Source organism: Shewanella marina JCM 15074, assembly GCF_000614975.1.
Lineage (GTDB): Bacteria > Pseudomonadota > Gammaproteobacteria > Enterobacterales > Shewanellaceae > Shewanella > Shewanella marina.
The window spans coordinates 129,394-142,631 of the sequence record NZ_BALM01000006.1 but is presented as its reverse complement, the minus strand read 5'-3'; the positions used below and the strand labels follow the sequence as shown (position 1 = coordinate 142,631).

Genomic DNA, 13,238 nt, shown 5'->3' with positions numbered 1-13,238 from the left:
TTTATTTCAATAATAATTAATCAGCTAATTACCATTGCAATAGATACAAAAAGAGCGACTATTTACTTAAAAACAGTCGCTCTTATCGGATTACAGCTTGTTTAATCCAGCTAAAATTTTCTCTGGCGTAAAGTGCCAATCACGTAGCCAAACACCACATGCATCGTGGATTGCGCTAGCAATAGCAGGCGCTGCACCATTAACACCAATTTCAGAGATAGACTTAGCACCATAAGGGCCAACAGGATCATCACTAGGGACTAATACGGCTTTAAAATCAAATGGAATATCGTCAATCATTGGCGCACCATAAGTTTTTAAATCGCGAGTTTGTGGAATACCTTGTTCGTTGTAAATAATCTCTTCAAACAAGCTATGACCAATCGCACGCATGCTGGCACCATAGATTTGGCCGAGAGCTAAATCAGGGTTAACTGGAGTACCGCAATCAAGCAGCGCATAGAACTTATTCAGTTTAATTTCACCGGTGCGGCGGTTAACTGCCACTTCTGCAAAGTTAGCACCATAAGGGAAAGCAAACTCAGAAGTGGTGTAACAACCCGATGCAAGCAGTTGTCCCCAACCTGTGCCACTTTCAGCTTTATGCGCAATCTCGCCATAACCCACTTGACCACTTAAGCCTTTAACAACACCTGGTGCCACTAACTTCACTTGATCTACAGGCTCACCGAGCATCTCTGCGCCACAAGCCAAAATCTTAGCCTGCATCGCTTCAGCAGCAATCTTGGCCGCGTTACCAGAGAAACAAGTGCCAGATGAAGCGTAAGCGCCTTTATCAAATGGAGTATGGTCAGTATCGCCAGAGTGAATAGTAATGTCTGACATTGGGCAGCATAGAACTTCAGCCACTAATTTGTTGATAACCGTATCTAAACCCGTACCGATATCAGCGCCACCAGAGTGCACAATAAAGGTGCCATCTGATGCCATTTGCATGCTGCAGTTAGCTTGGTCGATATCAGGAATACCCGATTTTTGCTGGATAATCGCGACACCACGACCCGTTGCCCAATCACCGTCTTGTGTTTTTGGACTATCCCACTCAATCATGTCACGACCAATTTTAAGAATTGGCTCTAATGCACAACTGTGAACTTTAGGCACTGATGTTGGTGCTTTACCTTCACCAATGGCACCTAAAATCTTCAACTCTTGGCCTTCTACCACTCGGTTTTTCTCAACCATATCTAAATGGTCAATACCTAACTGCTCGGCAAGCTCAGCCATAATCATGGTCAGTGCAAAGTTACCTTTTGGCGCGCCATAACCTTGGTATGCACCTGTTGGACAGATATTTGAGTAGTAAGTGGTTACTCTGAAGTCGACGTTATCACATGGATAAAGTGGTAATGACAACGCAGGGCCATTACAAGGCACAGTTAACGCATGGTTACCGTAAGGGCCGGTGTTGGCTTTAAAATCCATATCAATGGCAGTGATGGTGCCATCTTTTTTAGCGCCTAACTTCACGGTCACCTTAGCCACGTGACGACTAGAGTTACAGATGAACTCCTCTTCACGGGTATGGTGGAAATACACAGGACGGCCTGTAGTCCATGTTGCCCAAGCACACACATCTTCTAATAAGATATCTTGCTTAGAACCATAACCACCACCGACACGCTCTTTAACGATATGCACTTTATTTTGCTTAACGCCTAGAATGTTAGCCACTTGACGACGCACATGCCAAGGCACCTGAGTAGAGTCGTGTAACACTAAACGGTCATCATCCATGTAGCTGTAACAAATATGCGTTTCTACAGGCAATTGCTGTGCTTGCTTAGACTCATATGTACGCTCGATAATCACATCCGCATCAGCGAAGCCCTGCTCCATATCACCAATATGACCACGCACACTGGCGGCGATATTCTTACGCGGGAAACAACCAATTGGGAAGTTAACAATCAGCTTACCTTCACGTGGATCCGCATTTAAATTTTGCTCAGCTAAATCAGCAGGCTCACCACAACGGTATTCAATCGGCTCATTATGAATAATTGGTGCATCAACGGCTAAAGCTTGGTCAATATCCATTACAGGTTGCAACACATCATATTCAACTTCAATCAGTGCTAGTGCTTGCTCTGCAATTTCAACCGACTCAGCTACAACAGCTGCGACACGGTCACCCACATGACGCATCTTTAAGCCAAACATGCGGCGATCTAATGGTGATGGTTCAGGCGCACTTTGACCACCTGGCGTATAAGAGATATCTGGGCAGTTTTTATGGGTAATAATGGTTACCACACCAGCAACAGCCTCAGCCTTGCTCACATCAAGGTGTTTAATCCAAGCATGTGGGTGTGGACTGCGTAGCATTTTAACCACACAAGCATTAGCCGGGATTCTATCTTCCACATAGCAAGGTTGTGCCCGTAGCATTTTAGCCGCATCAATCTTAGCGCAGTTCTTACCCACGATGGCTAAGTCATCTCTAAACTCAGGGGCATATTGCTGCTGATAGAGTGGATCTTGTAAGCGCTTGCTTGCCAATGCCACCACATCATAGAACTGCTGGTAACCTGCATCACGGTGGAATACGCCACTTAATGCATCATTAATCTGTTCACGGTTAGGCTGTGGAATACGCTCAAGAAGATCGGTAATCACTAACGCCATTGCAGGGTCGTTATAACCTGACTGCACCACACCAACATCAATCATCGCTTGTTGTACTAGACTCAATTGTTGCCAAGTACCTAATGATTCAGCAGTCTGAACTTCTGCACCTTCAAGCTGTGCAGCGATTAACAATGAAGCATTAACTAAAGTGCCGTTGACGCGGATAACATCAGAGCCAGCAAAGCCAAAGCCATCATCACTGTTACGCACAGAATGTAAGCCTAAACCGTGTAATACTTGCTGCATATTGGCGCCAATAGCACAATTTAATTGTTGCTCACGGCCATTTAAAATAAATGAAATAGTCATCTTATGCTCTCCCTGCCAATTGTTTACATTCAGCCACTAAATCACTGATCACAATCGAGCAGATATAGCGTTTGTAAGCTACGCTGCCACGGATATCTTCAACCGGGAAAATAGATTTGCTAATCGCTTGTTCTAGTGCTTCTTCAGTGAGATTTAACTTCTCAACATCAGTCAGACGAATCGGTTTAGCTTGGCGCTCACCTAAAGTATTCATGCCATCTAATGCAATAATAGTGTTACCTGCAGCATCAACGGCAACCGCAGCGGTAAACACAGCATGGCCAGCGGCTGAACGACGTAATGTATGAGTTAAACAAGCGCACTTTGGCTCAGGAATAATCACTTTCAAGATTAAGCCACGATCAGAGCTTAGGTACTCTTCAATACCAACAGTCAAATCGCCAGCTAATTGTAATTGGGCATTTAACGCAATTAATGCAGGCACTACCACAGCTTCATCTTGCATCGCTGCAATTTCACCAGCAATAGAAGCTTGATTACGCACATGACGAGAATAAACAAAGGCTGCGGCTTGTTTAAGTGCGTCAGGCGTCAACTCATGATCAATAATGCTTTGTAAACTACAGGTCGCACCTATATGTAATTCACCTTGCACCTGTTCAATCTGATTCAACTTCATATCAGACAGTGAGATAGCCACGGTTTTAACCGTTTTAGTTGGGGTTGCATTTAACTTTGAGCCACTACCAAACCAAGTCGCATTAGCTTGATGCTTATCCATCAATTGCAATGCTTCACTCACTGTTTTAGGGCGAAAATAATGTTCAATCATCACGGTTCCCTTTCTTGATTGTCACTGATTAAATTTAATATTTAATCGTTTAATAAAATTGCGATTTAAATTAAACAGAGCAATAACCAAGCCAACCTCACAATTAAGTCCATTTAACCGCGGTGTTTGTGAAGCTAATCGAGTTTTAATATCTATTTTGTCGAATTTGATTTTAATGAACGGAAAAAAGCTAATTTACGCATATATAAACCACCCAAAAACCATAAGATTTGCTATCAAATCAATATCATTTTATCAATATGATAAAATGACATAACAACCAACAAAATCAATGATTTAACCTTAAATAAAATATAGGTGATAGCACTAAACTATACTCATATAATTCATGTATATATTTTATATCGTACCTAATAATTAATTTATTTTGCTTTCAACATAAAAAAGCCACTTTGTTATAAGTGGCTTTAGTCTTTTCAGTATAATTTTAATTAATCATCAACAACCAACGCTTTAATAAATTAAGTGCCACTTGTTTTCGATATTTAGCCGTTGAGCGCTGATCATCAATAGGCACAATTAATTCAGCATATTGTTGCTGTAGCTGGGTGATAAAATGAGTTTGTTGTAATTGACTCACATTTAAACCAACCACTAACTGTTCCAGTGATGGCGATCGCACGACCGTCGGTGCCACGGCACCAAATGCAATGCGCCAATCTAATACATGTTCGTCAACAACCTGCGCCGCAGCCACCACAGATACCTTAGTTAAAGCATTGGCAGCTCGCGTGCCGACTTTGTGATAAAAGGTTTGTGTAAATTGCTGTGGTGGGATTTCAAGCCAAGTCAATAGTTCACAACCATCAATAGGGGTTTGCCCCGGACCCAAAATAAATTGCGTAAGCGCCATAGTTCGTTCACCTTGGCAGCTCTGTAACTGTACCTTTGCATCTAATAAATACAAGATAGGTAAGGTATCAGCAGCCGGTGAAGCATTACACACATTACCCACTAAAGTAGCGCGATTGCGTAATGCTGGCGCAGCGATTTTAGCAGCACTTTGCTTGAGTAGATCAGGTATCAATGGATGAGCAATCAATTGGGCCAAGGTCACGGCAGCACCAATTCGTAAAGTTCCGTCAGCCAGTGTCTGAATTTGCCCCAACTCAGTAATGGCATCAATAAACATCACTGGTTGACTAAAATCAGCCACAATATTGGGGCGAACTCTATGCCTAACCATTAAATCAGTACCACCAGCAAATACCGTACATGTCTCATTGGTTAATACTGCAAGCGCATCCGCTAATTGCGTAGGTCGATAAATAGCTACCATAGCCCAGCTCCTTTCGTTGCAGCAATAAAAGCAGCATCGACTATCATGCTATAGCCGGTACAGCGACATAAATTACCCGATAATGCGGTACGTACTTGTTGCTCGGTCGGCTGTGGATGCTGCTCTAATAACACATATAGCGCCAACACCATGCCGGGACTACAAAAACCACACTGTACCCCTTTTGCTTCCAGCAGGGCATTGATCACGCATTGCCCTTTTTCTGTTTGTCGTAAGCCTTCTAACGTTTGCACATGATTGCCACTGACCTGCGCAATCGGTAATAAACAGGCATTCACTAGCTGGCCATTGACTAACACACTACAAGCACCGCACTCGCCCTCATTACAGCCTTCCTTACTGGCTGTTAAGCCACAATCTTGGCGTAAAGTCATCAACAGTGTTTGCATCGGATCAACATCTACCGCAATCGGTTGTTGATTTAAGGTAAATTCAATTTTCATTAGTGACCTCCGCCACATCTATTCGCTTAATGTTGGCTTGTGGCTCATTCGTTAGGGTTTGAGCGATTACCTCAGGAGTGACGGGGATACGATTAAAGGCTTGACCCACAGCCTGTTCAACGGCAGCAACAAACGCACTTGCCGCGCCATTATGGGTCAGCTCTCCACCACCTTTAGCCCCCTGCGGGCCATAGGGATACGGATTATCAACTAAGCTACGTTGAATACGAGGCACATCTAACGAGGTCGGCACCATGTAATCTGCCATCGACTTTTGTGCAAATACCCCCTCACCATTAAGTTCAAGTTTTTCCATCGCACCATAGCCCAGAGCTTGCACCATGCCACCGTCAATCTGACCATTAAAGATCTGTTCATTGATCACATGGCCTATGTCATAACAGCCCCAAGCATCATTAATTTTGACCTCATAACTGGCCATATCGACTTCAACTTCAACCACGTTGACGCCATAACTGGTGCTTTGATAAGCATTACCTTGGTAATTAATTTGATCCCATTGGTGATAGCTTGGCTTTTGATAATCTTGCTCAATCTCTTGATACTCGCCCACTTGCCATTGCTGTTTTAAAGCCAGCGCCGCTTGCTCTAAAATGTAACCGACAATCACAATTGAACGAGATGCCACGGTTGGGCCTGAATCAGGCACGCTGTCGGTATCAACAACACTAATATCAACCTGAGATAATGGCAGAGCCAGTGTATCGGCAACGATTTGTCTGAAAGTAAGTACTAACCCCTGACCAATATCAGTATTAGAAACTAAAATGGTGACTTGTTCGTTTTGATCTTTAATTAAACGCACTTTGGCTTTCACCAAGGTGTCCTCTAGATCTCCTGCAAAACCACAACCATGCTGGAATATCGAGATACCAATCCCTTTTCGATAAGCGCCTTGGCTTGATTGCGCCGCATAGGCTGCACGCTTAGCCAGATATTGAGAGGCTGATACACTCTGCTCAATCAAGTCAGTGATGACTAACTCACCAAAAATACTTGCGCCCGTTAACGTAGTTGATTGATTAGTCAAAAGGTGGGCTTGCTTAAAGGCTAATGGGGCTTGTCCTAATTGCTGCGCAATATGATTCATATGGCTTTCAATACAAAAACAAGTTTGCGGCGACCCAAAGCCTCTAAATGCGCCTGTAGGCACGGTATTGGTACACCAAGCTTGGCCTTGAATACGCACATTAGCAATATCATAAACGTTAGTCGCGGTAGTAATCGCCCGCTGTAACACGATGCCGGATAGACTAAAATAAGCACCTGAATTAAGGTCAAATTTAATATCCATCGCCACTATTTGACCATGTTTATCGACCCCTGTGCGATAGTGAAATTCAACGGGATGACGTTTAGAAGTAAAGGCAATATCTTCACGGCGTTCAAGTACCACTCTAATCGGTTGCCGCAGTTGATTAACCGCGACCGCTAACGGCCCGGCAATGATATTAGGGTAATCCTCTTTACCGCCAAAACCACCGCCAGTCGGCGCTTGAATAACGCGGATATGCTGGTGGCCTAACACGGTCGACATACAATGATAAACATACCAAGGACATTGCATCGAACCTTCAATCACCACTTTACTATCGGCAACATAACCGACGCAGCCTTGAGTTTCTAAATAGAGATGTTCTTGATACCCAGTAGTGACTGTTTCTTCAAAAATCGTGACCGCTTGCGCAAACCCAGCCTCAATGTCACCTTTATCAATTTGATGAGCATCAAATAGGTTGTCTTGATTATGAATTGCGCCATCAACCAAGGCCTTTGATTGCGCCACGGTATAAGCAGGTGTAAGAGGTTCATATTCAACACTGACTTGCGTCAATAATTGTTCCAATACCAGAGGATCTGGTCCAACTAACAGCAAAATGACTTGGCCAATATAACGCACTTCAGTGTCTGCAAATGCGGGCCAATCAGGTACTACAATAGGCAAGCGATTGGTTCCCGGCACATCTTTAGCCGAAAAAAGATAATATCCATCAGGAAGTTCAGGCACATTAACCGCTTTAATGTAACCGCGAGAACAAGTGGAACGATAAAAACGTCCCTCTAATAGTCCATCGTAGTGGCGGTCGGCAATGTACTGCGCTTCACCATTGGCCTCAAGCCATTTGAATCGAGCATCTACCGTATCCATACAATATCTCTCACATTATGTAGAACAGCTAATAACAAAAACGACTGACCTTAACCCCAAATGTCCTTATCTCTTAGATAACCTCACATTTTGAATCAAAATCAGTCGTTTACTGGTAATACGTTAGTAATTATTGATTAGTCTAGATTATCCATATTTTGCCAAACGCGCTTAGCAACCTTAGCGGCTTCAGCATAAATTGGCGCAATATCAAATGGGAATTGACGACCTTCATACACAAAGCGGCCTTCAACCACCACACTGTCGACGTTGCCAGAGTTAATACCAAACGCCATATGACCCGCTAAGTTATCGGCAAGTAGTGGCGTCGGACTAACATAATCAAGAATCGTTAGGTCAGCTTTATAACCTGCAGCTAACTGGCCAAATTTAGCGCCAAAGTTGCGAGCTAAAACTTGGTTGCCGTTAAATAGATTTTTCATAAAGCTGTCTGGCCATAATGGGCCGCCCGCATCACGGTGTTTAAAGAAGGCAAATTTAAGCTCTTCAAACATATCTGCGCCAATACCATCAGTGCCTAATACCACATTATTAAAACGACTTAATAGCTGGTTATAACCCACGTTATTATTCATATTTGAACGCGCGTTATGAGCTAAGAAACCATCTCTTTCATTAAGAATTTGCGCGTCTTTGTCTGACAAGAACAAACCATGAGCTAACAAGGTTTTGCTATTAATCAAACCAAAGCTGTCTAAACGCTCAACAATATCTTGGCTATAGTGGTGATGACTATGGGTCACATCATAACGATCTTCAGCCACATGGATATGCAGACCACGACCCGTCACTTGCATCGCCTCAGACATCATCGACAAACCATCATTAGTGACCGTAAATGGCGCATGAGCACCAATATGCGCTTCCACCAAATATGGCTCATCAGCTTTTGCTTTATGGCTATCAATCAACTGAGCAAACTCGATGTTCTCTAGTACGCCAGCTTGCATCTCTTTCGCACCGCCATTGCGGTCAGTCACTTCATAACAGGTCATGCCACGTAAACCTGCTTTAATAAAGCCTTTACGTAACGTCGCTAACGAACCTTTGATGTAATTTGGCGATGCATGATGATCAATCACGCTAGTACAACCTGATTTAATCGCTTCTAACGAGCAAATTAAGCCACTGTAATAAACCGCCTCTTCATCTAAAGCGCAATCCATGCGCCACCATAGATTTTTTAGAATTGAGATAAAATCTGGCTAGGGGCGATATTGGCAATCACACCACGCGCAAGGCCTGAATAGAAATGGTTGTGTGAGCAAACAATGCCTGGCATCACTAATTTTCCGCGCATATCCTTAATTTCAGCTTGTGGATATTGCGCCGCCAAATTAGGACCAACCGCTTTTATCATGTCGCCATCAATGACGATATCGATATGCTGCTGCACCATTGCAGGTTCAAATTGCACTGCAGTGGCATTTTTAAGTACTAACATAATGATCCCTCTTAATGTTGAAATAAACCAACCACACTTAAGCGTGTGGTTGGTTATGGCCACTACAGTTCAACACGACCTAGTAGGTAATGATGATGACGGTAGATATAACTGATAATCGTGGCCTGCTTTTGCATACTTTCTGGTAGCGTAAGCTCGCCTTGCTTATCAATAATCGTGGTCACAATCTCACCTTGATGACGTACCAGCACTTTACCGCCTTCAATGTAGAAACCAGGGTTAGTGCTATTCGCAAAATCATCCGCTAGGTTGAAGATGGTAAACTTCTCTTTGTACGGCTTGCTGTCCCAAGGGCAGAACTGCGCACAGTTACCACATTCGTTACAGTAAGCATCAATGTGCAATGTCTGGAATGCATCTTTGAAGCCCGGTACTGGGATTGAGATATTGGCGCGGTTAGGACATACGTCAACACACTTGCTACACACGTATGAACACTGCAGACAACGCTTCACTTCTTGATCAATAAACTCATCTGTTTGATTGTCACGGCGGTCATGTGCGCTAATTACTTTGACGTTAATCTCACCCTTACGAGCATAGATTTCAGTCGCCGTTACATCAGCTTCAATAATCGCTTGTGCATCAACTTTGGTTTCACGAGCTAAGATGGTTGCAGCAGCTTTACGTGCGCCAGAAATCGCCGACACAATTGATGATGGACCCGTTTGTGCGTCACCAATTAAGAACACGTTATTTAAACCTGTCTCAGTAGTGTCACTATTCACTTGTGGCCAACCATCGTCTGCCATTGGGATGCCCATAGCAGTAAGTAGTTCACAGTTAGCTTGCTCACCCACGGCCGTAATTAATGCATCAACTTGTAGTTCAACCGTCTTGTCTGTTGCCATTGGGCTACGACGACCTTTGGCATCCGCTTCACCTAACTCCATGACTCGCGCAGTCAGTAAACCATCAGCGGTAAATGACTCAGGGTTAGTTAAGAACATAAAGTTAACGCCATCAGCCACCGCTTCGTCATACTCTTCCTTGTATGCTGGCATTTCAGCAATACTACGACGATAAACCACTGTGACCTTATCGACACCAGCCACTTTTAGTGCTGCACGAGCACTGTCCATTGCGGTATTACCAGCGCCAACCACAACCACATGCTTGCCTAATGAATTAGCCGCAAATTGACCTTGGTTATAACGACCTAAGAAATCTAAAGATTTATAGATATTGCTGTTATCACCCGCGATTTGGATCGGGTTACCCTTATCTGCACCAATACCTAAGCACACATACTTATAACCATTTTGCTGTAAGGCTGCGATATCTAAATCTTTACAGCCATATTCGATATTAACGCCATGAGCCGTCACAAAATCGATATCATGCTGGATCACTTCTGCAGGGATACGGAACTTAGGAATAATATTATTGACGACGCCACCAGCGCTTTGCTCTTTTTCAAAAATGGTGACAGCAAGACCTGCGCGCGCCATAAAGTAAGCCGCAGATAAACCTGCTGGGCCGGCACCAATAACGGCAACAGCTTGTGCTTGCTCAGGATGCTTTGGCTGATGCCATTTTTGCTTATACTCATCCCAACCTTTTTCAAGGGCGACTTTCTTCATCTCACGAATATTAAGCGCACCATCGTAATCACGGCGGGTACAGTTATATTGGCATTGATGATCACAAATATGACCTGTGATAGCAGGTAAAGCGTTACGTGAATAGATCACTTCCAGCGCTTGCACATACTTTTTCTCACCCATTAAGCGCATATATTCAGGAATATCTTGGCTAATAGGGCAAGCTGCAACACAAGGTGCAACATAGCAATCTGTTAGCGGTACCGCTTTTTTAACACTGATCTGTTCTGGGCCGCGCCACTCTTTTTGAGTGTACTCAGCCACTAATGACTTAGCGGCTAATGCTTCTAACTTCACTAAGTCGATTTGATCCATCTGCCACTGATCACTTGAATCAAGCTCTTGGGCGCAATCGGCTAAACGTAAATATCCGCCCGGCTTTAATAGATCGGTTGCCATGGTGATAGGACGAATACCAGTTTCAAAAATCTCTTTAATGTTGAACTTGCTAGCGCCGCCAGAATAAGAGATTGGTAACTGACCATTAAACTCACGTGATAGCTCTAATGCCACGTTAATTGATAATGGGAATAACGCGCGGCCAGACATGTACATCTCTTTGTCTGGTAGACGGCCTTTACCGTTAATAGTGCCTAAAGTATTGGTTAATTTAACCCCGAAACCAATGCCTTTTTGCTGACCCAGTTCAACCAAACGATGTAACATCGCTTTCGCATCAGCAATCTGTAGGTCATGACCAAATGAAGCTTCATTTAAGCCGATATAGCCAAAGCCTGCCTGATCAAGAATTTGACGCACACGCTTAAAACCAAGCAATGTTGGATTTAATTTAACGAAGGTATTGATGTGCTTTTCTTCGATCATGTAACGGCAGATTGCTTCAATCTCATGCGGTGGGCAACCGTGCATGGTTGATAGCGTCACGCCACGGGTGATCCGAGGTGAAATATGAGTGATAACAGCCAGTAATTGTTTTTTCTGCTCAGGATTCACTAATGCAGCAACTTGCTCGCTATCTTCAATGAATTGCTTCATTTCAGCGATATAAGTAGCAAACTTAGGATGATTGCTGGCATCAAGCATATTATCGATATACTGCTGCATTGGTGCAGTTTGAATGCCCGCTAAGTCATAGCCAACACTCATATTGAAAATAAAACTACGCTTTTTAGTTTTCTTGGCAACAGGGAAAAGTTGCTCTAATGCATGTAATGCCACCCAAGCTTTTAAATATTCATCAAATGCTTTAACTAAGGTGAACTCTGTAGACCATTCGGTATTAAAACACTCATCTTCAGCGTCAATACAAGGTTTAGCAATTTCTAGGGTATCTAACTTTTGAACCGTTTTTAGCTCCATAAAACGGCCACCAGCGAGCCAAGAGCTAATAATATTTTGCGCTAATTGCGTATGTGGGCCGGCTGCTGGACCAATCCCCGTTTCACAATCTTCACCCCAAACAGATAATTCTCTATCATGTTTTTTTTGGTAAAATTGTTCAGCAGGAATGCCAAAGATTGATTGGCTTTGTTGAAACTCGCAAAACATTCGGTTGAGTAACTCACTAAACGGGACAGGACGCATAATGTCTGCCATGGTAAATCTCCTTGTTACTTTTCTTAGTTTTATGCACAGCCCACACATTTAAAAAAATGTCTGCTATGGATTAGTAGATTTTGCTTACTGTATTTAACTCAGCAACTACTAAGCCAAATTCTAAGAAAAGAGAAAACAAAGGTTATTTTCGTGATTAACATCAACAAACGTCCTTATTTGTTATGTGCGAGGTATAAACATTGATAATGAATAAATAAAAACATATTACCTAAATGAGTATGATTATTAGTACCCATTTTTATCGCTATCAATTTAATAAAATTTATCACATCGATAATATTTAATACTCTACGAGACTAATTAGTTATCCGTACTTGATTTAATAATTGCTGATAAGCTTCAGGTGTATCAACATCAAAATAAATTCCATTATCCTTTATTAATAAATAACGATGATTACAGTCATTTAAAACCTGTTTCATGCTGCCATTAATATACATATTAGTAATTAATGGGATAACCGTTTGTGGTAATAATACCGGATGCCCTTTTTGATAAATATCACCGGGGAACAACACATAGTCTCCCTTCATGCGCCATAGCTGCTGATAAACGTCTTGTTTAACACAAGGCATATCTCCATGACAAATAAAGAAATATTCACTTTCAACCGCCGCAACCCCAAGCTGTATAGAGCTAAACATGCCAAGTTCATAGTTTTCATTCACTACTATTTTAATGGCTGGATTAGCACTATAACGCTGCACTAATTGTTGATGATTATAACCTGTGACTAGAATCACTCTACTGCAAAAACTTAATGCATTTTCAATACATTCATCAAGTATTGTGTGATTCTTATATGCTAGCATTAATTTCCATTGCCCCATTCTACTGGATAAACCAGCAGCGGGAATAATACAGTCAATATTATTATCCATT

General features: G+C 42.7%; 9 protein-coding genes. All 9 read right to left on the bottom strand.

All coding sequences use genetic code 11. The annotated features are described in order from the left end of the window. Nucleotides 1-90: 90 nt before the first annotated feature. Complete coding sequence (locus tag JCM15074_RS06905; RefSeq protein ID WP_025820550.1) at nucleotides 91-2,961, bottom strand: molybdopterin-dependent oxidoreductase Mo/Fe-S-binding subunit; 2,871 nt, start codon at nucleotides 2,959-2,961, stop codon at nucleotides 91-93. A gap of 1 nt (nucleotide 2,962) precedes the next feature. After that, complete coding sequence (gene ygfM, locus JCM15074_RS06900; protein WP_025820549.1) at nucleotides 2,963-3,754, bottom strand: molybdopterin-dependent oxidoreductase FAD-binding subunit; 792 nt, start codon at nucleotides 3,752-3,754, stop codon at nucleotides 2,963-2,965. A gap of 448 nt (nucleotides 3,755-4,202) precedes the next feature. Further along, on the bottom strand, nucleotides 4,203-5,054 hold the full coding sequence (locus JCM15074_RS06895) for an FAD binding domain-containing protein (protein ID WP_025820548.1): 852 nt from the start codon (nucleotides 5,052-5,054) through the stop codon (nucleotides 4,203-4,205). Beyond that, a complete protein-coding gene (locus JCM15074_RS06890; RefSeq protein ID WP_025820547.1) occupies nucleotides 5,048-5,518 on the bottom strand; it encodes a (2Fe-2S)-binding protein in 471 nt (156 codons plus the stop codon). The genes JCM15074_RS06895 and JCM15074_RS06890 overlap by 7 nt, the downstream gene beginning before the upstream one ends. Then, nucleotides 5,508-7,688 carry a xanthine dehydrogenase family protein molybdopterin-binding subunit gene (locus JCM15074_RS06885; RefSeq protein WP_025820546.1) on the bottom strand — a complete coding sequence of 727 codons (2,181 nt, stop codon included), beginning with the start codon at nucleotides 7,686-7,688 and terminating at the stop codon, nucleotides 5,508-5,510. Before JCM15074_RS06885 ends, JCM15074_RS06890 begins: the two co-directional genes overlap by 11 nt. 137 nt (nucleotides 7,689-7,825) lie before the next feature. Beyond that, complete coding sequence (gene ssnA / locus JCM15074_RS06880; RefSeq protein ID WP_025820545.1) at nucleotides 7,826-8,875, bottom strand: putative aminohydrolase SsnA; 1,050 nt, start codon at nucleotides 8,873-8,875, stop codon at nucleotides 7,826-7,828. Between the two features lie 17 nt (nucleotides 8,876-8,892). Then, on the bottom strand, nucleotides 8,893-9,153 hold the full coding sequence (locus tag JCM15074_RS24855; RefSeq protein WP_234400181.1) for a hypothetical protein: 261 nt from the start codon (nucleotides 9,151-9,153) through the stop codon (nucleotides 8,893-8,895). A gap of 62 nt (nucleotides 9,154-9,215) precedes the next feature. Further along, nucleotides 9,216-12,335, bottom strand: coding sequence for a putative selenate reductase subunit YgfK (gene ygfK, locus JCM15074_RS06870; protein ID WP_025820544.1), 3,120 nt, complete (start codon nucleotides 12,333-12,335; stop codon nucleotides 9,216-9,218). Nucleotides 12,336-12,652: 317 nt separating this feature from the next. Beyond that, nucleotides 12,653-13,237, bottom strand: a complete 585-nt coding sequence (gene mocA / locus JCM15074_RS21320; protein WP_037469260.1) for a molybdenum cofactor cytidylyltransferase — start codon at nucleotides 13,235-13,237, stop codon at nucleotides 12,653-12,655. Nucleotide 13,238 lies beyond the last annotated feature (1 nt).

Excerpts from the sequence above, each read along its gene's own strand:
- JCM15074_RS06905 (WP_025820550.1), bottom strand. The coding sequence starts at position 2,961 with ATGACTATTTCATTTATTTTAAATGGCCGTGAGCAACAATTAAATTGT.
- ygfM (WP_025820549.1), bottom strand. The coding sequence starts at position 3,754 with ATGATTGAACATTATTTTCGCCCTAAAACAGTGAGTGAAGCATTGCAA.
- JCM15074_RS06895 (WP_025820548.1), bottom strand. The coding sequence starts at position 5,054 with ATGGTAGCTATTTATCGACCTACGCAATTAGCGGATGCGCTTGCAGTA.
- JCM15074_RS06890 (WP_025820547.1), bottom strand. The coding sequence starts at position 5,518 with ATGAAAATTGAATTTACCTTAAATCAACAACCGATTGCGGTAGATGTT.
- JCM15074_RS06885 (WP_025820546.1), bottom strand. The coding sequence starts at position 7,688 with ATGGATACGGTAGATGCTCGATTCAAATGGCTTGAGGCCAATGGTGAA.
- ssnA (WP_025820545.1), bottom strand. The coding sequence starts at position 8,875 with ATGGATTGCGCTTTAGATGAAGAGGCGGTTTATTACAGTGGCTTAATT.
- JCM15074_RS24855 (WP_234400181.1), bottom strand. The coding sequence starts at position 9,153 with ATGTTAGTACTTAAAAATGCCACTGCAGTGCAATTTGAACCTGCAATG.
- ygfK (WP_025820544.1), bottom strand. The coding sequence starts at position 12,335 with ATGGCAGACATTATGCGTCCTGTCCCGTTTAGTGAGTTACTCAACCGA.
- mocA (WP_037469260.1), bottom strand. The coding sequence starts at position 13,237 with ATGGATAATAATATTGACTGTATTATTCCCGCTGCTGGTTTATCCAGT.